This is a genomic window from Rhizobium sp. AC44/96 (assembly GCF_001692185.1).
Lineage (GTDB): Bacteria > Pseudomonadota > Alphaproteobacteria > Rhizobiales > Rhizobiaceae > Rhizobium.
The window spans coordinates 83,412-104,380 of record NZ_LXKO01000037.1 but is presented as its reverse complement, the minus strand read 5'-3'; the positions used below and the strand labels follow the sequence as shown (position 1 = coordinate 104,380).

General features: G+C 61.0%; 22 protein-coding genes. 11 read left to right on the top strand and 11 right to left on the bottom strand.

The window, feature by feature from the left end; translation table 11 throughout:
• Nucleotides 1-19 precede the first annotated feature (19 nt).
• The 9 genes from A6U87_RS24325 (at nucleotide 20) to A6U87_RS24285 (ending at nucleotide 9,828) form a co-directional block, all read left to right on the top strand.
• Nucleotides 20-850 carry an RNA methyltransferase gene (locus tag A6U87_RS24325; RefSeq protein ID WP_065693894.1) on the top strand — a complete coding sequence of 277 codons (831 nt, stop codon included), beginning with the start codon at nucleotides 20-22 and terminating at the stop codon, nucleotides 848-850.
• Nucleotides 831-1,634, top strand: coding sequence for a glutamate racemase (murI, locus tag A6U87_RS24320; RefSeq protein ID WP_065693893.1), 804 nt, complete (start codon nucleotides 831-833; stop codon nucleotides 1,632-1,634). The genes A6U87_RS24325 and murI overlap by 20 nt, the downstream gene beginning before the upstream one ends.
• Before the next feature lie 99 nt (nucleotides 1,635-1,733).
• Nucleotides 1,734-2,909 carry an MFS transporter gene (locus A6U87_RS24315; RefSeq protein WP_065693892.1) on the top strand — a complete coding sequence of 392 codons (1,176 nt, stop codon included), beginning with the start codon at nucleotides 1,734-1,736 and terminating at the stop codon, nucleotides 2,907-2,909.
• Between the two features lie 96 nt (nucleotides 2,910-3,005).
• The gene (locus A6U87_RS24310) at nucleotides 3,006-4,520 is read left to right on the top strand and encodes an ATP-binding protein (protein ID WP_065693891.1); all 1,515 of its coding nucleotides are present in this window, start codon (nucleotides 3,006-3,008) and stop codon (nucleotides 4,518-4,520) included.
• 172 nt (nucleotides 4,521-4,692) lie between these two features.
• Complete coding sequence (gene phoA, locus A6U87_RS24305) at nucleotides 4,693-6,150, top strand: alkaline phosphatase (RefSeq protein WP_065693890.1); 1,458 nt, start codon at nucleotides 4,693-4,695, stop codon at nucleotides 6,148-6,150.
• A gap of 256 nt (nucleotides 6,151-6,406) precedes the next feature.
• A complete protein-coding gene (rpsD, locus tag A6U87_RS24300) occupies nucleotides 6,407-7,024 on the top strand; it encodes a 30S ribosomal protein S4 (RefSeq protein ID WP_065693889.1) in 618 nt (205 codons plus the stop codon).
• Nucleotides 7,025-7,099: 75 nt separating this feature from the next.
• Nucleotides 7,100-8,029 (top strand): glutaminase, encoded by a 930-nt coding sequence (locus tag A6U87_RS24295; RefSeq protein WP_065693888.1) that lies wholly within the window; start codon nucleotides 7,100-7,102, stop codon nucleotides 8,027-8,029.
• A 59-nt stretch (nucleotides 8,030-8,088) separates the two neighbouring features.
• On the top strand, nucleotides 8,089-8,973 hold the full coding sequence (ttcA, locus tag A6U87_RS24290) for a tRNA 2-thiocytidine(32) synthetase TtcA (RefSeq protein ID WP_065694096.1): 885 nt from the start codon (nucleotides 8,089-8,091) through the stop codon (nucleotides 8,971-8,973).
• A gap of 30 nt (nucleotides 8,974-9,003) precedes the next feature.
• Nucleotides 9,004-9,828, top strand: a complete 825-nt coding sequence (locus A6U87_RS24285; RefSeq protein ID WP_065693887.1) for an inositol monophosphatase family protein — start codon at nucleotides 9,004-9,006, stop codon at nucleotides 9,826-9,828.
• A 79-nt stretch (nucleotides 9,829-9,907) separates the two neighbouring features.
• Here the strand turns inward: A6U87_RS24285 and A6U87_RS24280 are convergent, their stop codons facing one another.
• From A6U87_RS24280 to grxD, 5 genes are all read right to left on the bottom strand, one after another.
• Complete coding sequence (locus A6U87_RS24280; RefSeq protein WP_065694095.1) at nucleotides 9,908-10,096, bottom strand: hypothetical protein; 189 nt, start codon at nucleotides 10,094-10,096, stop codon at nucleotides 9,908-9,910.
• A gap of 102 nt (nucleotides 10,097-10,198) precedes the next feature.
• Nucleotides 10,199-10,405: a hypothetical protein gene (locus A6U87_RS24275; protein ID WP_065693886.1), complete on the bottom strand. Its 207-nt coding sequence runs from the start codon at nucleotides 10,403-10,405 to the stop codon at nucleotides 10,199-10,201.
• A gap of 170 nt (nucleotides 10,406-10,575) precedes the next feature.
• The gene (locus tag A6U87_RS24270) at nucleotides 10,576-11,856 is read right to left on the bottom strand and encodes a multidrug effflux MFS transporter (protein WP_065693885.1); all 1,281 of its coding nucleotides are present in this window, start codon (nucleotides 11,854-11,856) and stop codon (nucleotides 10,576-10,578) included.
• A 35-nt stretch (nucleotides 11,857-11,891) separates the two neighbouring features.
• Entirely contained in the window at nucleotides 11,892-13,097 is a 1,206-nt protein-coding gene (locus tag A6U87_RS24265) for a multidrug effflux MFS transporter (protein ID WP_065693884.1), read from the bottom strand.
• Between the two features lie 142 nt (nucleotides 13,098-13,239).
• On the bottom strand, nucleotides 13,240-13,575 hold the full coding sequence (grxD, locus tag A6U87_RS24260) for a Grx4 family monothiol glutaredoxin (protein ID WP_065693883.1): 336 nt from the start codon (nucleotides 13,573-13,575) through the stop codon (nucleotides 13,240-13,242).
• Nucleotides 13,576-13,900: 325 nt separating this feature from the next.
• Between grxD and A6U87_RS24255 the strand changes: the two genes are divergently transcribed.
• Nucleotides 13,901-15,073 (top strand): hypothetical protein, encoded by a 1,173-nt coding sequence (locus tag A6U87_RS24255; RefSeq protein WP_065693882.1) that lies wholly within the window; start codon nucleotides 13,901-13,903, stop codon nucleotides 15,071-15,073.
• Between the two features lie 67 nt (nucleotides 15,074-15,140).
• Here the strand turns inward: A6U87_RS24255 and A6U87_RS29810 are convergent, their stop codons facing one another.
• The 5 genes from A6U87_RS29810 to A6U87_RS24235 form a co-directional block, all read right to left on the bottom strand.
• Nucleotides 15,141-15,467: a hypothetical protein gene (locus A6U87_RS29810; RefSeq protein WP_158007297.1), complete on the bottom strand. Its 327-nt coding sequence runs from the start codon at nucleotides 15,465-15,467 to the stop codon at nucleotides 15,141-15,143.
• A 36-nt stretch (nucleotides 15,468-15,503) separates the two neighbouring features.
• Nucleotides 15,504-15,737: a BolA/IbaG family iron-sulfur metabolism protein gene (locus A6U87_RS24250; protein WP_007789538.1), complete on the bottom strand. Its 234-nt coding sequence runs from the start codon at nucleotides 15,735-15,737 to the stop codon at nucleotides 15,504-15,506.
• A 19-nt stretch (nucleotides 15,738-15,756) separates the two neighbouring features.
• Nucleotides 15,757-17,991 carry a phosphoribosylformylglycinamidine synthase subunit PurL gene (gene purL / locus A6U87_RS24245; protein ID WP_065693881.1) on the bottom strand — a complete coding sequence of 745 codons (2,235 nt, stop codon included), beginning with the start codon at nucleotides 17,989-17,991 and terminating at the stop codon, nucleotides 15,757-15,759.
• A gap of 124 nt (nucleotides 17,992-18,115) precedes the next feature.
• Nucleotides 18,116-18,697, bottom strand: coding sequence for an acyloxyacyl hydrolase (locus A6U87_RS24240; RefSeq protein WP_065693880.1), 582 nt, complete (start codon nucleotides 18,695-18,697; stop codon nucleotides 18,116-18,118).
• A 125-nt stretch (nucleotides 18,698-18,822) separates the two neighbouring features.
• Complete coding sequence (locus A6U87_RS24235) at nucleotides 18,823-20,241, bottom strand: PLP-dependent aminotransferase family protein (protein ID WP_065693879.1); 1,419 nt, start codon at nucleotides 20,239-20,241, stop codon at nucleotides 18,823-18,825.
• Between the two features lie 79 nt (nucleotides 20,242-20,320).
• Here A6U87_RS24235 and A6U87_RS24230 point away from each other — a divergent pair, with 79 nt between their 5' ends.
• Nucleotides 20,321-20,560 (top strand): DUF1127 domain-containing protein, encoded by a 240-nt coding sequence (locus A6U87_RS24230; protein WP_065693878.1) that lies wholly within the window; start codon nucleotides 20,321-20,323, stop codon nucleotides 20,558-20,560.
• On the opposite strand, the gene A6U87_RS24225 is transcribed toward A6U87_RS24230, so the two are convergent.
• Nucleotides 20,561-20,959 carry a hypothetical protein gene (locus A6U87_RS24225; protein ID WP_065693877.1) on the bottom strand — a complete coding sequence of 133 codons (399 nt, stop codon included), beginning with the start codon at nucleotides 20,957-20,959 and terminating at the stop codon, nucleotides 20,561-20,563.
• Nucleotides 20,960-20,969 lie beyond the last annotated feature (10 nt).

The following is a 20,969-nucleotide window of genomic DNA, read 5'->3' as shown; positions in this document are numbered from 1 at the left end:
GCAAAAGGATCGAGACTTCATGGCAGGCACGAATAGCGAGCGGCAACTTCTGACGGAAGGTCCCGTCATCATTCTGGTCGAACCGCAGATGGGCGAGAACATCGGGATGGTGGCGCGCGCCATGGCGAATTTCGGGCTCTCCGAACTGAGGCTCGTCAACCCGCGCGACGGGTGGCCGAACGAGAAGGCGCAGGCCGCCGCCTCGAAGGCCGACCATGTGATCGAGGGCACGAAGGTCTTCGACACACTCGAGGAGGCGATCGCCGACCTGAACTTCGTCTACGCGACGACGGCGCGCGAGCGCGACGGCTTCAAGCCCGTGCGCTCGCCGGTCGTTGCTGCGCAAACGCTGCGGGCGCGTTTTGCAGCGGGTGAGGGCACCGGTATTCTCTTTGGGCGCGAGCGCTGGGGTCTCTCCAACGAGGAGGTGGCGCTGGCAGACGAGATCGTGACCTTCCCGGTCAATCCTGCCTTTGCCTCGCTCAACATCGCCCAGGCAGTGCTCCTGATGTCCTATGAGTGGATGAAATCGGGCATGGAGGATCTCGGCAGCGTTCCCTTCCAGGCGATGTCGCAGACACAATCCACGAAGGAACAGTTGCACGGGCTCTACGATCAGTTGGAAGAAGCCCTGGAAGCGCGCAATTATTTCCATCCGCCCGCGAAAAAGCCGAAAATGATCGACAATCTCCGCGCAGTCCTTTCCCGCCGCGCCTTCACGGAGCAGGAAATCAGCGTGATGCGCGGCGTTATTTCCTCCCTCGACCGTTTCTCGCGGCAATATCCGCGCGGGAGCCGGGCGCCCGCAGATGTCAAGGAACGCCAGAGCGATGACAACAGCGACGAATGAGCTGAAACCCGTTCTGGTTTTCGATTCAGGGATCGGCGGGCTGACGGTGCTGCGCGAGGCGCGGGTACTGATGCCTGAGCGCGGTTTCATCTATGTTGCCGACGACGCCGGGTTTCCCTATGGCGGCTGGGAAGAGCAGGCGCTGAAAGAGCGCGTCATCGAACTCTTCGCACGGCTGCTCAAGGAGCATGATCCGGAGGTCTGCATCATCGCCTGCAATACGGCGTTCACGCTGGTTGGCGCCGACCTGAGGGCAGCCTTCCCACAGATGACCTTTGTCGGCACGGTGCCTGCGATCAAGCCTGCGGCCGAACGGACGCGTACGGGTCTGGTTTCGGTGCTGGCGACGCCGGGAACGGTCAAGCGCGCCTATACGCGTGATCTGATCCAGTCTTTTGCCCAGCAGTGCCACGTGCGTCTTGTCGGGTCGGAAAATCTGGCACGCATGGCGGAGGCCTATATCCGCGGCGAAACGGTTTCGGACGAAGCTGTGCTTACGGAGATCGACGCCTGCTTCGTGGAGCAGGATAGCCGGAAGACCGATATCGTCGTGCTCGCCTGCACGCACTATCCCTTCATGGCAAATGTCTTCCGGCGTCTTGCGCCTTGGCCTGTCGACTGGCTCGACCCGGCGGAGGCGATTGCCCGGCGTGCGCGGAGCCTCGTGCCGCAGGTTGCCGACGCCGTTCATCCGGACAATTTCGACTATGCCGTCTTCACGTCAGGAAACCCGGATTTTCCAACGAAGCGGCTGATGCAGGGGTTCGGCCTGAGCACCCGCTGACGGGGCGATTTGCGCTTTCTTTCGACGGACTGATCACGCAAGCTTGCCGACGGGGAATCGCCTGCCGTTGTCACTGGTGGGCGAACAAAGGGATGCGTGATGCCGCTTCAAAGACTTGTGATGTTGATCTTCTTCCTGCAGCCGATCGCGTTCGGCAGCTGGTTGCCACGCATCCCCGATATTCAGACGAGGCTTGGTCTCGGACCGGCCGATCTCGCCATCGCTTTGCTCGGCATGCCGGTCGGCATCCTCCTGACGCTGCCCTTCGCCGGCCGGTTCGTATCCCGGATCGGCGGGCGCGCCACGGTCATCTATGGCTTTGCGGTGTTTCTGGCCGTCGTTGCCCTTCCGGCCTTTGCGGACAGCATCGTGACGTTGTTCGCGGCCCTGGCTGTCGTCGGTGTCGCGCTCTCGACGCTTGAACTCGGCCTCAATGTGGAGGCCGATCGCGCCGAGAAGATCACCGGCCTGGTGATCATGAGCCGATGCCATGGTTTCTGGAGCCTCGGCATCATGGCGGGCAGCCTGATTGGCGCTGGCGCGGTGGCTCTCCAATTGCCGGCACAATGGTCCATCGCGGTCGTTGCATTGCTGGTGCTGCCGGTGGCGCTTGCCGCAAGCGTTCGCCTGCCGGCGGATGCTACGGCCCCGGCTGCAGTCTCCGAGGGGGCTCGCGCGCCGTTCAAGCTGCCGAGCGTTGCGCTTCTCGGAATCTGCGCCTTCACCTTCGGGATCACGATGACGGAAGGGGCGATCGCCGACTGGTCGGCGGTCTACCTGAAAGAGGTTCTGTTGGCCGGCGGAGCCGTGACGGGTCTCGGCTATTCCATCTTTGCCTGCCTTGTCGCCGCAGGGCGGTTCGGTGGCGACCATATGAAAGCGCGGTTCGGCGCGGTTGCCATCGCCCGGGTTTGCGGTTGCGCAGCGTTGCTTGGCTTGCTGATCGTCCTGCTCGCTCCAAACACGTTGACGGCGCTCGTAGGTTTTGCGGCGATAGGCTTTGGGGTGTCGGTGGGCTTCCCGCTGGCGGTCACCGCAGCGGCAAGCCTGACGGACCGGCCTGCGGCGGCCAGCGTCGCTATTCTGTCGTTCATGGCGCTTCTCGGCTTCCTGATCGGTCCGCCGCTGATCGGCTTTGCCGGTGAGCTCTGGGGATTGAGGGTTGGCTTGGCGGTTCTTCTTGTGCCGCTGGCTGTGAGCCTCGCATTTACCCGGATGCTTGCTCCGAGCGCGGAAAAAGGGCAGGCGGATATTCTTGCGGATAAAGCGGCGTAAGCGCTTGCTGATTGGCTGTGGGTTTTGTCGAAGAGCGGGAGCATCATTCGGCGAATCTGTTAGAGAGTGATGTTGCTATCGTAAGGGGAATTGGACTTGCAGGTTGGTATCGATATGGGAACGGCGTCCGGCGGAAATCCGGCCACGCTCGATATCGAGGAGCTTCTGGCGACCCGTCTGCTCGTACAGGGCAACTCCGGCTCCGGAAAATCGCACCTTCTGCGCCGTCTGCTTGAGCAATCCGCTCAGTGGGTGCAACAGATCATCATCGACCCCGAGGGCGATTTCGTCACGCTGAGCGACAAGTTCGGGCACGTCGTCATCGATGGTGAGCGGACCGAGGCCGAGCTTGCCGGCATTGCCAACCGCATTCGCCAGCATCGTGTTTCCTGCGTGTTGACGCTGGAAGGCCTCGACATCGAGCAGCAGATGCGCGCGGCGGCGGCCTTCCTCAACGGCATGTTCGATGCCGATCGTGAGTACTGGTATCCTGTACTCGTCGTTGTCGACGAGGCGCAGATGTTTGCGCCGTCCGTCGGTGGCGATGTGTCCGAGGACGCCCGCAAGATGTCGCTTGGCGCGATGACCAACCTGATGTGCCGTGGGCGTAAGCGCGGACTGGCAGGCGTCATCGCTACGCAGCGGCTTGCCAAGCTCGCCAAGAACGTTGCGGCGGAAGCCTCCAACTTCCTGATGGGGCGTACCTTCCTCGATATCGACATGGCCCGCGCCGCCGACCTTCTCGGTATGGACCGACGCCAGGCCGAAATGTTCCGCGATCTCAAGCGCGGCAATTTCGTCGCCCTTGGACCGGCTCTTTCACGCCGCCCGTTGCCGATCCAGATCGGCATGGTCGAGACGTCGGCGCGCTCGTCGAGCCCGAAGCTCATGCCGTTGCCGGATGCGCCGCACGACGTCGAAGACCTGATTTTCACGCCCGATCCGGAAGAGTTCCAGCGCCCGCTCGTGCGGCGCGCGGCGCCTGCGCCTCGACCGACCACCGATATTCTGGCGGAGCTGTCACGGTCCGCGCCCGCTGCGGTGTCCCAGCCTTCAGAGCCACGTGTGAGCCAACCGGAGTTTTCCGCCGAAGAGCGCGAGGAGCGGCTTGCGGCTGTTCTCAACGAAATCCTTGATGACCCGGGTTCGGCTTTCCGTACGGATTCCGTGCTTTATCAGGAGTTTCTCGTGCGCGTGCGCATGCGCCGCGTTCCCGGCCCGCCGATGTCGATGGCGGAGTTCCGGCGTCGCGTCGCGATCTCCCGGTCGGGTGTCGATGCCGCCACGGCGGAGACCGAAGCCTGGGCGACGGCGCTTTCCCTGTCCTCAGGCGTGACCGATGACCTGCAGGGCGTCTTCCTGATGCTGGCAAAGGCTGCTGTCTGCGGCGAGCCGTGCCCTTCGGACGCGCGGATTGCCCGTGCCTACGGCACGCACTCGGCGCGTCGCGCGAGGCGTCTGCTGGGTTATTTCGAGGAGCAGGGCACGGTCGTCGTCCATACGGATTTTTCCGGCAAGCGGATCGTCGCGTTCCCAGACATGAACTGCCAGACCGCGCCGGGCGATGCGAATGCCCCTGATAGCGACGACCTGCGTCCCGCCGCTGAATAGTATCTTCCAGACCGCTATATCTGAGGTGAGGGGTGTGGACGACACCTCCCCGATGCGGGTCACTCGCGTTACGCGCGAAAAAAGCTGACTTTGTCATATGTGCTTCATGCCGGCGGGGGATAAGGCGCGCGCACCCTCCGGGGTGGTGCGTATTGTCAAAGGAGATTTAGCCATGCAGACCAAACTTCGTTATCACTTGCCGCAGGTCATTGCCGCCGTCTTGCTTGCAACCGTCGCGATCCAGCCGAGCCGCGCTGACGATGCTGCCGGCAAGCTTCTCGAGCGCGCCGCAAGCGGCGAGTTGAGCGCACCTGCAGGCGCACGCCGCCTCTCCGGCGACATTACCGAAGCGTTCCGCGGCGCGATCGTCGATGGTCGTCCGAAGAATGTGATCCTGCTCATCGGCGACGGCATGGGCGATTCCGAGATCACCATCGCGCGCAACTATGCCGTTGGCGCCGGCCAGTATTTCAAGGGTATCGACGCCCTGCCGATCACCGGCCAGTACACGCATTACTCGCTCGACAAGAAGACCGGCAAGCCGACCTACGTCACGGACTCGGCTGCCTCAGGCACGGCTTGGGCAACAGGCGTGAAGAGCTATAATGGCGCGATCGGCGTCGATATTCATGAGGCAGCGCACGAGACGCTGCTGGAGAAGGCAAAGGCTGCCGGCCTCGGGACCGGGAACGTCTCGACGGCGGAATTGCAGGATGCAACGCCAGCCGTGCAGATCGCTCACGTGACGCAGCGCAAGTGCTACGGCCCGGAAGCCACTTCCGAGAAGTGCGCCAGCAATGCGCTTGAAAACGGCGGCAAGGGCTCGATCACCGAGCAGCTGCTGAATGCGCGTGCCGACGTAACGCTCGGTGGCGGCGCCAAGAGCTTCGGCGAAACCGCGAAGGCGGGCGAATGGAAGAGCAAGACCCTGCGCCAGCAGGCCGAAGAGCGTGGCTACAAGCTCGTCTCCAATCTGGACGAACTGCAGGCTGTGAAGCAGGCCAACAACGATGCGCCGGTGCTCGGTCTCTTCGCGGATGGCAACATGCCTGTTCGCTGGGAAGGTCCGAAGGCGAGCCACTACGGCAACGTCGAGAAGGAGCCAGTCGTCTGCAAGCCGAACGAGAAGCGTACAGCCGCTACGCCGACGCTGGCTCAGATGACCGCCAAGGCGATCGAACTGTTGCGCACCAATGAGAAGGGCTTCTTCCTGCAGGTCGAAGGCGCTTCGATCGACAAGCAGGACCATGCCGCCAACCCATGCGGCCAGATCGGCGAGACGGTCGATCTCGACGAAGCCGTGCAGGAAGCGCTGAAGTTCGCGCAGGAAGCCGGCGATACGCTGGTGATCGTTACGGCAGACCACGCCCATGCCAGCCAGATCGTCGATGCCGATACGAAGGCACCGGGCCTGACGGAAGCGCTGATGACCAAGGATGGCGCGGTCATGGCCGTCAGCTACGGCAACTCGGATGACGAGAACGACCAGGGCCACACCGGCGCGCAGCTGCGCATTGCCGCCTATGGCCCGCGCGCGGCCAATGTGAGCGGTCTTACGGATCAGACCGATCTGTTCTACACCATCAGCGATGCACTGGGCCTGAAGACCGAAACGGTCGGCATGAAGTAAGCCGGACGCGGCTCGAAAATCGAGCGGCTTTGGGATGGTCGGCGTGGAACGTCATTGACATTCCAGCGACTTACCCCTAAAGACCGCGCCAGCACGGGGCAGCGATGTCCCGTGTTTCATTTGACATGTCCCGTGGATCTTTCCAGTTCGCGTAACCGGAAAATCCTGTCGGGCCTCCCAAAAGGGGCCAAAGGAGGGCGTGTTTCCTTCGAGCGGTTTGGTAACAAGCCGCCGTAACACTCTGAAAGGAAATACGATGAGCAAGCGCGAATCGTCCAAGTACAAAATTGACCGCCGTATGGGCGAAAACATCTGGGGCCGTCCTAAGTCCCCGGTGAACCGTCGCGAATACGGCCCGGGCCAGCACGGCCAGCGTCGCAAGGGCAAGCTTTCGGACTTCGGTGTGCAGCTGCGCGCCAAGCAGAAGCTCAAGGGTTACTACGGTGACCTGCGCGAGAAGCAGTTCCGCGCGATCTTCGCTGAAGCCGACCGCCGCAAGGGCGACACTTCGGAAAACCTCATCGGTCTTCTGGAATCCCGCCTGGACGCGATCGTCTACCGCGCCAAGTTCGTTCCGACCGTTTTCGCTGCTCGCCAGTTCGTCAACCACGGCCACGTGACTGTGAACGGCGTTCGCGTCAACATCGGTTCTTACCGTTGCAAGGCTGGCGACGTCATCGAAGTTCGTCAGAAGTCGAAGCAGCTCGTTTCGGTTCTCGAATCGGTGTCCCTGGCTGAACGTGATGTTCCTGAGTACATCGAAGTCGACCATAACAAGATGGTTGCTACCTTCGCTCGTGTACCGGCTCTCAGCGACGTTCCGTACGCTGTTGTCATGGAACCGCACCTGGTGGTCGAATTCTATTCGCGTTAATCAGCGCGAGGCGTTTTCGCATACGGAAAAGCCGCCTCTCGGGGCGGCTTTTTTGTTATCTGGAGAGAGGGAAAGATGTTGGATCTGCAAGCCGTCCTCGACAGTATCTACAAGGAGCTCACGCCACGGATCGGCGAGGGCAAGGTTGCCGACTACATTCCGGAGCTCGCCAAGGTCGATCCTGGTCAGTTCGGACTGGCGGTCGTCACCGTTGACGGCAAGGTCTATTCCGTCGGCGATGCGGCCGTGCCCTTCTCGATCCAGAGTGTTTCCAAGGTATTCATGCTGACGCTGGCGCTCGGCAAAGTCGGCGAGGGGCTGTGGAAGCGGGTCGGCCGGGAACCATCCGGCTCGGCATTCAATTCGATCGTCCAGCTCGAGCACGAGGCGGGCATTCCGCGCAATCCCTTCATCAATGCCGGTGCGATTGCCGTTACCGATGTTGTGCTCGCCGGCCATGCGCCGCGCGAGGCTATCGGTGAACTTCTGCGATTTGTCCGCTACCTTGCCGATGACGAGTCGGTGACGATCGATGACCGGGTAGCACGTTCGGAGACGCAGACCGGCTACCGGAACTTCGCTCTGGCGAATTTCATGCGCTCCTATCGCAATCTCGACCACCCTGTTGATCACGTGCTCGGGGTGTATTTTCACCAATGCGCCTTGTCGATGTCGTGCGTCCAGCTGGCACGGGCAGGGTTGTTTCTCGCCGCGCGCGGCAGCAACCCGGTGACTGGCCATTCCGTCGTGTCGCCGAAGCGAGCGCGACGTATCAATGCACTGATGCTCACCTGTGGTCACTATGACGGTTCGGGCGACTTCGCCTACCACGTCGGCCTGCCCGGAAAGAGCGGCGTCGGCGGCGGCATCTTCGCGGTCGCGCCCGGGATTGCCTCGATCGCTGTCTGGTCGCCGGGGTTGAACAAGGTCGGAAACTCGCAGCTCGGTGCCGTTGCGCTGGAGATGCTGGCCGCTCGCACAGGCTGGTCGGTTTTCGGCGATTGATGCTGTGTTGCCTGCCAGCTTTCTGCTAGAGCAGATCCAGCCTTTGAATGGATGAGAAGATGAACATCGCAGCCGAGATTGTCGACGAGTTTGAAGCGGCGGAAGCCGAAGACGGCACCGCGCACGCGCTCTTTGCCGATGCTCCGCGCTCCGTCTCGTTCAACAAGCTGCGCAAGCGCCTGCTGCGCCAGGTTCGGCAGGCGTTCGAAGACTTCGCCATGCTCAAGGGGCAGAAGCGGTGGCTGATCGGTGTCTCCGGCGGCAAGGATTCCTATGGCCTGCTGGCGTTGCTGCTCGACCTGCAATGGCGCGGTCTGCTCCCAGTCGAGCTGGTGGCCTGCAACCTCGACCAGGGACAGCCGAACTTTCCGAAGCACATCCTGCCGGAATATCTCACGCGGATCGGCGTCAAGCACCGTATCGAATACCGCGATACCTATTCGATCGTGAAGGAAAAGGTGCCGGCGGGCGGCACCTATTGCTCGCTCTGTTCGCGCCTGCGTCGCGGCAACCTCTACCGCATCGCGCGGGAAGAAGGATGTGATGCCCTGGTGCTCGGCCATCACCGCGAAGACATCCTCGAGACGTTCTTCATGAATTTCTTCCATGGCGGCCGCCTTGCCTCCATGCCTGCGAAGCTGCTGAACGATGAGGGCAACCTCATGGTCCTTAGGCCGCTTGCTTATTGCGCCGAAGACGATATGGCGAAGTTTGCGGCTGCCATGCAGTTTCCCATCATTCCGTGCGACCTCTGCGGGTCACAGGATGGCCTGCAGCGCAATGCCATGAAGGACATGCTCGCCGACATCGAGAGGCGCATGCCCGGACGCAAGGACACGATGCTGCGGGCGCTTGCGCATGTGAACCCGTCCCACCTGCTTGATCCAAAGCTCTTCGACTTCGCGGGCCTCATGGCCGCAGACACCGCGCCGCACGCCGAGTAACCCGGCGCGCCCACGCAAAAGGAAACACCCATGGCTTCCAGAATAGATGTCACGACGCTCGCCGATCTTCTCCGGCAGGCGGCGGCAAAGGAGATATTGCCGCGCTTTCGGCGGCTGGGCACGGACGATGTTCGCGCCAAGAGCGAGGCGACGGATCTCGTGACCGAAGCCGACGAACAGGCCGAGCGGATGATCAAGGCGGAAGTCGCGCGCCTCTGGCCGGATGCGACCTTTATCGGCGAGGAATCTGTCGCTGCCGATCCGGCTTTGCTTGGCCGGCTCGAAGGCGCTGAACTCGCGATCGTTGTCGATCCCGTCGACGGGACTTTCAATTTTGCTTCGGGCATTCCGGCCTTTGGTGTCATGGCCAGCGTCGTTGCGAATGGCGAGACGATCGCCGGTGTCATCTACGACCCTATGGGCGACGATTGGGTGATTTCGGAGAAGGGCAGTGGTGCCTGGCTGAAGCGGCCGAGCGGTGAGACCGAGCGGTTGTCTGTCGGCAAGCCGGTGGCGCTCGATCAGATGGTGGGGATGGCCTCAACCGGCTTTCTTCCGAAGAACCGGCGTGCCGAAATTCTCGCCAATCTCGCCAAGGTGCGCTTTCTCGCCAACTATCGCTGCGCAGCGCACGAGCACCGCGCACTGGCCGGCGGCCACGTGCACTACCTGATGTACAACAAGCTCATGCCGTGGGATCACCTGGCAGGGACACTGATCTGCCAGGAGGCGGGTGGCTACGCAGCGCGTTTCGACGGCTCTGCCTATCTGCCGCATCACATCGACGGCGGACTGCTGATTACGCCCGACAAGGACAGCTGGGAACTGTTGCGCCGCGAGGTGTTCACTCTCTGAAGAGACGGAGCGGGCCACCCGCTCGCGCTTTTCTGACACACCTTATGCGGAGAGAAATCTCCGCATGGCGCGTCGGTGCTTACCGGAAACGCGGCATTTTCGGTGGCGCGTTGGCAGCGATTTCGTGCGGGGGAGCGTGGTGGCCGAGCAGCTTCAAAAGCTTGCGTTCCTCAGCCGGACCGATCCCGAACTTCTTGCAGTGCGCCGCGACATCGTGGTGGTCGCGCGGGCCAGCGATCTTGACTTGACGATTGTTGGTTGAGTGCATGATCGTTTCCTCCTCCATAGGAAACGCGCCTTGGGAAAATTGGTTGCCTCGGCCCGTTTCCTTATCCCATGAAGCCAGGAGCGTCATGGGTGCCTACGGAAATCACCTGGTTGCGTTTCCGTGTTTCTCGTATCGCTTTGCGGCATGGTTGATGAGATCGAGGGAATTCATCAGGTCGACCATGTCGCAGGCCTCTTGCCAGACCATGCCCTTGATCGGCATGCCGTCCAGCTCCGCCGGGAGCATCGTCTGTCCATCCACGACCTGCCATTGGTCGTTCTCTTCACGCCGCAAATTGTAACGCCGCATTGCCATTTCTCCGAATGACAGCCCTCTTCTTTACTATTTTAGATTATAATAAAATAAAAGTGATAAAAACAACAAGTCACCGATTAGCGACGTTGGCGCCGCGTATTGGCAGTTTATCCACTGACTGGTCGCCAGATAAAGTTAGCCCGCCGAAACGGCGGGCTGTTATCTCAGAAGTGTGCGTTGCCGGGATCCAGCTGTGGGTCATCCCCCGGATGGGTGAAGAGTTTGCCGCCCTCGGCCCATAGCGTGGCCACGATGGTGATCGCGCCGAACAGGGCGAAACCTCCGAAGAGTGGCTGTAGGGTGCCATTGAATAGCTGGCCCACCGCACCGCCAAGAATGGCGCCGAACGTGGTCGAGACGAAGCCGGTGATCGCTGTGGCCGTTCCAGCGAGGTTGCCCATGGGCTCAAGGCTGATCGCGGTGAAATTGGTCGCGATGACGGCAAACATCATCAGCAGGATCGTAAAGAGCGTGTAGGCGAAGGTGAAGCTTGGCGTGCCGCCGAGCGCCTTGGCAAATCCGATGGCCGAGATGATCGTGAAGAGGATCATCGCGACGTGCGAGATGCGACGCATCCCGAACTTGCGCACGAAATAGCCATTGGCAAAGTTGGCAACCGCGATGCCGCCTGCGGTGGCAGCGAATGCGATGGGCAACCAATCGCCAAGGCCATAGACCTCGCCGAAGACCTGCTGCACGGAGATGACATAGGCGCTGATAACGCCTGTGAACATGGTGAGGCCAATCATGTAGCCGCAGGTGATCTTGTTGGTCAGGACGGTCTTGAAGCCATCGACGACGGAGCCGACGGACAAGGGAATGCGCTCTTCCTTCGGCAAGGATTCCTTGAGGCGCAGCAAGGCCCAGACGAAGAGAATGGCACCAACAATGCCGAGCAGGATGAAGATCCAGTGCCAGTTGGCATAGGTGATGATGAGCTGGCCGACAGACGGCGCGACGATCGGCACGATCATGAAGACGATCATGACATAGGACATCACTCGCGCCATTTCGCGACCGCCGAAACAGTCACGCACGATGGCCATGGTGGTGATGCGGATTGCAGCACCACCGAGGCCCTGCACGAAGCGCATGACGAGCAGCATTTCGAAGCTGCCGGTGGCCGCTGCTGCAAACATGGCAAGGACATAGACAGCCATGCCGCCGAGCAGAATATTGCGGCGGCCGAAGGTGTCGGACAGGCTGCCGAAGATGATCTGCGATATGCCGAAGCCGAGGAAAAACACGCCGATCACAAGCTGGGTGTCGTTCGAATTCACGACGCCCAGAGAGTGCCCGATGGCGGGCAGGGACGGGAGCATACTGTCGATGGCCATCGCGACGCTGGCGGTCATGATGGCGATCGTGATCACGAACTCGAAGAATCCCATGCCTATGCGGCTGGATCCCTGGTTTTCCGTGTGCGGTTTATGTGGCGGAGTCATTATAGCTATCCTGAAATGTGAAAAGGCACCGGCGGTCAAACGGCCGGGTTATGCGGATGAAACAGACGGCCCTTCTCGGCGATAAGCACGAAGACGAGGCCGATGATCGACACGGTGAAATAGCCTGCCACCATGGGCAGGGCCGTGCCGTTGAATGCCTGCCCGATACCGGCACCGATCAGGGCGCCGCCTACGGTGCTCATGAAGCCGAGGACGGAGGAGGCGGTGCCTGCGACGTGGCCGAGCGGTTCCATCGCCAGCGAGTTGAAGTTCGATCCGATCCAGCCGAACTGGAACATCGCCAGGCCGAAGAACCCGATGAAGAAGGGGAACGGCATCGGATGCGGGCCGATCAGAAGCGCCAGCAGCCAGATGGTGTTGATGGTGATGAACCCGACGAGCGCGCCGTGCGACAGCCGGCGCATCCCGAACTTGCCCACGAGGCGAGAATTCAGGAACGACGACATCGACATGAAGATCGCAACGCCGGCGAAGGCGAAGGGGAAATAGACGCCGAGGTCATAGATGCCGACATAGATCTGCTGCGCGGAGTTGATGAAGCCGAACAGCGAACCGAAGATGAAGGTGCTGGCGATCGTGTAGCAAAGCGCGATGCGGTTCGTCAGAACCAGCTTGAAGCCGGCAATCACCGAACGGGCCGTGAACGGTCGGATATTCGACGGATGCAGCGTTTCGGGCAGACGCAGGTAAGCCCAGATCGAGATCAGCGCTGCCATGACAGCGATGAATACGAAGATCAGATGCCAGCTGCCGAAGAACATTATGATCTGGCCGCTGCCCGGCGCGATGACGGGTACGATCATGAACACCATCATGATGAGGGACATCACTTCGGCCATCTGGCGGCCGCCATAGATATCGCGAACGATCGAGATCGTGATGACGCGCGTGGCGGCGGAGCCGATGCCCTGGACGAAGCGGAGCGCAAGCAATCCGGCAAAGGAGGGGACCAGCGCGATTCCGAGGGCGGAACAGATATAGATCACAAGGCCGATCAGCAGAGGCACTCTGCGGCCGAACCGGTCAGACAAAGGGCCGTAGAAGAGCTGCGCAAGCCCGAAGCCCAGAAGGTAGGCGGAGACGACGAACTGGCGGTGGTTCTCGCTCTCGACGCCCAGGCTTGCACCGATCTGCTGGAGCGCAGGCAGCATGATGTCGATGGCAAGGGAGTTGACCGCCATCAGGAAGGCGGCGAGCGCGATGAACTCACCTTTGCGCATGGGCAGCCGGCCCGCGTGCAAGGCTTGTGATGATTCTGTCACAATGAAATTCCCATAAACAGGTCAAGGCGCTGTTCAGCACAGCGCCTCGAACTCGAAATACAGATTTGGAAACCGGGCGGCTGCCCGGTGACCGGTCAGGTCAGGCGGCGCCGCGAACGGTGACGCCGTTTTCCTGCAGGTGCTGCTGCAATTCACCGGCCTGAAACATTTCCCGGACGATGTCACAGCCGCCGATGAACTCACCCTTCACGTAGAGCTGGGGAATTGTCGGCCAATTCGAATAATCCTTGATTCCCTGGCGGATTTCGGAATCTGCGAGCACGTTGATGCCCTTGTAGTCGACACCGATGTAATCGAGGATCTGGACGACCTGACCGGAGAAACCGCACTGCGGAAACTGCGGCGTGCCCTTCATGAAAAGGACGACGTCGTTGGTCTTGATTTCGTTGTCGATGAATTCATTGATACCGCTCATGGGACCTAATCCTTTCAACAGGCGGGTTAAAGGCCCACCGTTTCAATCGTTAAGCTTAGATAGCATGTGGCGTGCGGAATTCCAGCAGCGTGGACAAAAAAAGGGAACGCGCTTGTGCGCTGCGTCCGCCAATGTTGCCGATCCGTTACGGGTGAGCGGATGCGGCGCATTCCAAGGACCCGATTTCGCGGCGCTGCGTGGCAGCTAACCGCTTGCTCTCTACTAATTTTTCAGGCGCAGGGGGTATCCCCCGCATTCCGCCATATTTTGCCGCGATTGCAGCGCAGCAAACGCCGGCTGCGACGAGCGGCCCAGAAAGAAGATAATGGACGTCATTTCAAAGAGGGAGGTTTTGCACTTCCCGGGATTCGAACCGCTTGATGGTGCTGCTCATCGGGCGCGTTACGAGAGATCCGCCAAGCAGAGCGCTGCCGTGTGGAACTACAAGGTGGAGACCGGCGGTCTCACTATCACGGACCGTGACGCGGCCTTCGATGTCATAACCTCCGGCGAGCATTGGGTGACGCAAAGTCGCATTCATATGTTCCCGCACGACGCTCTGGTGCGACACCTTCGGTCCAGAAGCGTTCCGGGGCAGTTTTTCGCCGGCTTCAGAAGTGCTGCGAGGATCATCGCCGATGGCGGCATGTATCAGTATTTTCGCCATGCCTGGCGGTTCGGCCTGTTTTTCATCTTTCCGTTTCTGCTGATGGTTCTCGGGATGTCGCTCAGTGCGACGATCGCTTTCACTCCGCTGGGTTTCGAGCTTCCGGCGGTGCATTTGCTCTGGAGTGGTGCGCTGGCTGCGGCATTCTTTGTGTTCGCTTTTCTTCCTTTCGCCGAGCGGTTCTACACGTTGCACCTCTTTGCCGACTGGGAGATGGCCGTCGCGCTGGGGCGGATGGATCGACCGGAGTTCACTCGCTGGCTGGAGGAGTGCGCTGCCGCTGCGCGCGAGGTGCTGATGAGACCAGCGGAGGAATATGTCATCTCCTCTCACAGCATGGGGAGCAGTGTCGCCGCGCATGTCATCGGCATGCTCCTCGAACGAGAGCCCGAGCTGTTCGCCCGCAAGCGCGTGGTCTTCGCGACGCTAGGATCGGCGATCCTGCAATGTGCGTTGCTGCGACCGGCCGGTGTCTTGCGCAAGCGCGTCGGCCTGATCGCCCGCTGTCCAGATATATTCTGGTTTGACGTTCATTGTCTCACCGATGCAATCCACTTCTACAAGGTGCCGGTCGTGGCTGCCTGCGGACACCGGGGCGCCAATGCCGCCAAGATGGTCTTCATTCGGGTGAAACAGATGCTGTCACGCCAGCACTACGAGAAGATCCGCAAGGATTTCCTGCGTGTTCACCGCCAGTATGTGCTTGGGCCCGACATCAAGGCGCCGTTCGATTTCACGCTGATGACGGCCGGTCCTTTGCCCGCATCCGTCTTTGCCGCGACGGGCTACAAGGAGATACCTGTCGTTGCGCCAGGCCGCAAAGCCGGGTGATGGAACTTTCTGCCTCCCTTAAGCGTTGAAGGTGTTTAGGGAGGAATCCATATGGCAAATGACATATCTAGCGGATCATCACGGGGTAAGTGGATTGCTGTCGCAGTGGTTGCGATAATCGTGATCTTGGCCGCAATTTATTGGCCGAGATCGGGAACACACACCGCCACGGCGCCGGCCACACCTGCTCCAACGGCGACAGCGCCGGCTGACACGGCACCCGCGGCACCGCCGGCAGCGGCTCCTGCTGCTCCGCCGGCTGCGGAACCACCTGCAGCGGCCCCGGCAGCGCCCGCCGCGCCAGCTCCGCCCGCTCCTGCGAGCCCGGCTGCGCCCGCGCCAGCGAACCCGCAATAATCGAAAACCCGGATCGGCTACGGCCGATCCGGGTCAACGATTTGCATTTCGTGAGTGTGGAATAGGTAGCGGCTCAATCCGGCGCTGATGTCTGCAGCGCCAGGGCATGCAGTATGCCGCCCATATTCCCCTTGAGTGCTTCGTAGACCATCTGGTGCTGCTGCACGCGGCTCTTGCCGCGAAATGCTTCAGCGACGACCTCTGCTGCATAGTGATCGCCGTCGCCGGCGAGGTCACGAATGGTCACCTTCGCGCCGGGGATGCCGGCCTTGATCATGTCTTCGATATCGCCGGGTTTCATAGGCATGATCGATACTCCTTGCGCATTATTCCGCGGCGGCCAGTGTGCCGCGACCTTCCATGTAATCAGGGAACCATGATTCATGGGCGTCGCGCAATTGCTGAATTGGCAGCGAGAGCAGATCATCAACGATCAGATTTTCGCCTTCGACCGTGCCGAGGCGACGGAAGGGCACACCAGCGCCTTCCGCGTTGGCGCAGATGAAGTCTGCGACATCGGCAGGTACGGTCAGCACGTAGCGGGCCTGATCTTCGCCGAAGAGCAGCGCATGCGGCGCGCCCTTGCTTTCGCCAAGGCTCACCTTCAATCCCTTGCCTGAGGCCATGGCCATTTCCGCAAGCGCTATAGCGAGACCGCCAGACGAGATGTCGTGGCATGCGGTCGCCTGACCATTGCGAATAACGGAGCGAACGAATTCGCCGTTACGACGCTCGGCGAAGAGATCGACTTCCGGCGCCGGGCCATCGGTGCTGCCGACGATGTCGCGCAGATAGACCGAGGAGCCGAGATGGCTGCCGTCCGAACCGATCATGATGATCTTGTCACCGACCGATGCACTGCCGATGCGCGCCATCTTCTTCCAGTCGCCCAGCAGGCCAACGCCGGCAATCGTCGGTGTCGGCAGGATGGCGACGCCATTGGTCTCGTTGTAGAGGGACACGTTGCCTGAGACGATCGGGAAGTCGAGCGCACGGCAGGCTTCGCCGATACCTTTAACTGCGAGGACGAACTGGCCCATGATTTCGGGCTTTTCGGGGTTGCCGAAGTTCAGGTTGTCGGTCGCGGCCAGCGGCTCGGCACCGGTTGCCGTGATGTTGCGCCAGCATTCGGCGACCGCCTGCTTGCCGCCTTCGAATGGATCGGCTTCGACATAGCGCGGTGTGACATCAGACGAGAACGCCAGTGCCTTCGTCGGATGGTTTTCGACGCGGACCACGCCGGCGTCGCCGCCCGGCAGCTGCAACGAGTTGCCCTGGATCAGGGTGTCGTACTGTTCGTAAACCCAGCGGCGGCTTGACTGGTTGGGCGAACCGACGAGATCAAGCAGCGCCTGACCGTAATCGGCGGGCTCCGCCACGAGGTTGGCGGGCAGGGCCGCGCGCTTGTCGGCTTCGCGCCACGGGCGATCATATTCGGGAGCCTGGTCGCCCAGATCCTTGATCGGCAGGTTGGCGACTTCCTGGCCCTGATGCACGACGCGGAAGCGCAGGTCGTCGGTCGTCTTGCCGACGATCGCGAAATCGAGGCCCCACTTGACGAAGATCGCCTTGGCGACGGCTTCCTTTTCCGGCTCGAGAACCATGAGCATGCGCTCCTGGCTTTCGGACAGCATCATTTCATATGCCGTCATGTGGTCTTCGCGAACAGGAACCGTATCGAGATCGAGCAGGATACCGAGGTCGCCCTTCGCGCCCATTTCGACGGCAGAGCAGGTAAGGCCGGCGGCGCCCATGTCCTGAATGGCAATGACTGCGCCGGTCTGCATCAGCTCAAGGCAGGCTTCGAGCAGGCACTTTTCGGTGAAGGGGTCGCCGACCTGAACCGTTGGGCGCTTTTCTTCGATCGATTCGTCAAATTCTGCCGATGCCATCGTTGCGCCGCCGACGCCGTCACGGCCGGTCTTGGCACCGAGATAGACGACGGGAAGACCGACACCCTTGGCTTCCGAGAGGAAGATGGCGTTCGACTTGGCAAGCCCTGCCGCAAAAGCGTTGACGAGGATGTTGCCGTTGTAGCGCGCGTCGAACTCGACTTCACCGCCAACCGTCGGCACGCCGAAGGAGTTGCCATAGCCGCCGACGCCGGAAACGACGCCGGAGACGAGGTGGCGGGTTTTCGGATGATCTGGTTCACCGAAGCGTAGCGCGTTCATCGCCGCGATCGGGCGGGCGCCCATGGTGAAGACGTCGCGGAGAATGCCGCCGACGCCGGTCGCCGCACCCTGATAGGGCTCGATGTAGGATGGGTGATTGTGGCTTTCCATCTTGAAGACCACGCAGTCGCCATCGTCGATATCGACGACGCCGGCATTTTCGCCGGGGCCCTGGATGACGCGTGGGCCCTTGGTCGGCAGGGTGCGAAGCCACTTCTTCGAGGATTTGTAGGAGCAGTGCTCGTTCCACATCGCCGAGAAGATCCCCAACTCGGTGAAGGTCGGCTCGCGGCCGATCAGATCCAGTATCCGCTGATATTCGTCCGGCTTCAGGCCGTGGGCGGCGATCAGTTCGGGAGTGATCGGGCGGGTATTGGAAATGGTCATGAGCTCTCGGAAGTCCCTGCCGTTGCGCGATTGCGGTGTCTTTAGCCTAAGTGAATGAAACGCGCGACAGGAAAATGCCCGCTGTTAACAGACAGCGGGCCTCAACGACCGATAAAATGGCGCGCTAGAACTTGTAGCCGACCTGGAGACCGGCGCGGGTCATCCCGTTATTCGGTCCGTCGCATAGATTTGCATGCGAGGAATGGGCGACCTGAGCCACGACATTCCAATGCTGCGTGATGTTGTAGCCGGCGCCCAGATATTCGTGGAACAGCAAGCGACAGCCGAGTGCCGGGCCGTCGTCATTGCTATCGAGCTCGCCGTTGTGCCAGACACCACCGAAGCCGGCTTCAGCGAAGATCTTCTCATTGAAATTGACCGTCCAGGCGAAGCCCGCGAAAACCTGGGTTGCTTCGCCCTGGGTGCCGATCGAGGTGCCGAGGTTCACACGAGGGCGGGCAAGCTGCTGCTTCCAGTCTGTTGCAGCGCTATGTCCGAACGGATCGAAAAACACCGTTACCTCAGGAAAGATACCGTCCTCGCGCTCATCGCCTCCCTGGATCGATGTCGATGCGCCAAAACGCAGTTCGTCGAAGATCTTTTCGTCAGCGCGTGCTGAAACCGAAAGCAGCGCGGCATTCGCAGCTATCGCGGCGACAATGACCCTTGCTGAAACCAGCAGAAATCCGCGACCATTCCCTGCCATGCGACATCCTCATCATAGCGCAAATCACTTCGTGCTTGTGATTGGTACCATTCAAGGAGAGTCGGTAAAGCCGGTTATCGCTAATAATCCGATATTTTACCGGTTGCTGCCGATCTGCAACAATTTCAGACCTCGCCGTCGTAACCGGCGCCGCCGCTTTCAAGCAGGCGTCGCAATGTCATCAATCCTGCAACCATTTCATCGCGCTTCTTCGGAGACGAGAAGCTGACGCGGACACGGTGATAGGCCTTTTCGGCGCGTGCCGCCTTGAACTCGTCCTCGTCGTCGATGAGGACACCTTCACGGTAGGCGGCATTCTTGAACGTACCCGAAAGCCAAGGGTCGGGCAGCTTAAGCCATATGAATGGCACATGCGGATGAGAGGTGAAATCGAATCCGTGAAGCTCTTCGCGGACGAGTTGCTCGCGCGCCCTGAGCTCAGCGATACAGGTCCGGCGGATCTCATGGGCTTGCCCGCTTTCCACCAGCCGGGCGCAGGCTTCCGCGAGGATGAAAGGCAGGCCGCCGGTGATCATCTTGTGCGTGACCTTTATGCGTTGCGCAAAGTGCGGCGGGCAGGCGACCCAGCCACCGCGGATGCCAGCCGCGACGGCCTTAGAGAGACCGCTGATGAGGAAGGTTCTATCCGGGGCCAGGGATGCGAGCAGGGGATTTTCATCGCCGGTCATCCCACCATAGAGGTCGTCCTCGATCAGCCAGACGCCGTGACGCCGGGCGATTTCGGCTACCCGCTGCCGGCGTTCGAATGGCATCGTGGCAAGCGTCGGATTGTGGGCTGTCGGCATCAGGAAGGCTAGCTTCGGGTGCTGCTGCAGGCACAGGCGCTCAAAGTCGTCAGGATTGACGCCGTTCTCGTCGGACTCGACGGTGATCGTCCGGCGGCCCAGAATCCGGGCGCTGCGGCTGACCTGCGTATAGGTCAGGGTTTCAAAGACGATCTTGTCACCGGGTGATGACACCGCTGATATGACGGCAATTGCGGCGGCATGGGCTCCAAGCGTTGGAACGATATTTTCCGCCTCAGGCATCCAGCCGTTGCGCGCAAGCCAGCTGCGCCCGGCATCATACCAGTTCTTGGGGAAGACCCGCGAATAGGACGATATTTCGGAGAGGTGCTCTTGGCCGATCTCTCCGAGGATCTGGCCAATGATCTTTCCTTGGCCGAGATCGGGGGCCGCCGTTGTGTCGAAACGTATCTTGCCGAGCGGCGCGTCGACTGTTCTTGTGCCGCCGAGCGATAAGGTCAACGGATCCGGCTGATTGCTTGCAGCCGTTTCGGCCCGGTCGAGCACATAGGTGCCGCGTCCGACCTCTCCCGCGACGAGACCGCGCTCATGGACCAGGGCATAGGCACGGCCGATTGTGCCGATTGTTACCCCTATGTCATATGCAAGGTTTCGTTGTGGCGGCAATTTACTGCCGGCGGGTAGGGCGCCGCTGGCAATTGCAGTTTCAATGCTGTCCGCTAGCCGCAGGTAAACTGGGCCGGAACCGCGTGAAAGATCAGGGAGCCAATTTGTCATGATGACAATTTCCTAGATTGTCACCCTTTGTCTGTCAAGGTTATGAGCGAATGTATGCAATGACCGACTGGAGAATAGCATGTCTGCCGTGCCTGAATGCACCGAATCCGTTGATTTGCCCTCACCGGGCGTGGCCACGCGGCCATTGACTGGGGTGGTCACTCATCTTGGCTGGATCTGGAAGCAAATCTGGCGCTGGCACGAGAAGCGCGAGAGCCGCAGGGTGTTGAGAAACCTCACGGACGCGGAACTGCTGGATATCGGCATTACACGCAAGCAAGCGTGTGACGAGGCGAGCAGATCGTTCTTCTGGGATTGACTAGCTGCAGGCTTTCCCGCCCGACGCCCAACGCGTGACGTCGTGGACGATGCGCGGTCCCGTCGGCGAATCCATCATGGGACCGAATGCGTCAAGCTTGGAGGGATTGCCCTCTGCCTGGACGACGAGGAGCGGACGGCTCTCGGGGCTTCCCTTGTGCACGACAAGGATGCGCGGGCGTCCCGAGAAGGAGTTGAGTTCCGGCGCCAGCTTGTAGGCGGCAAAGGCCGGATCAGCTGACTTGAACCAGCAGGCGTTCGCTCCGAGCGCTACCCGTTCCATTGTCGACAATGCGCTGCGATCGGGCCCGGTTGGTGTGGGCTTTGACTGGCAGGACGCGACCAGCGCGGCCGTCGTGGCGATGGTCAGGACATAGGTGACGGTAAGGCGAGGGCGCATCGATCTTGCT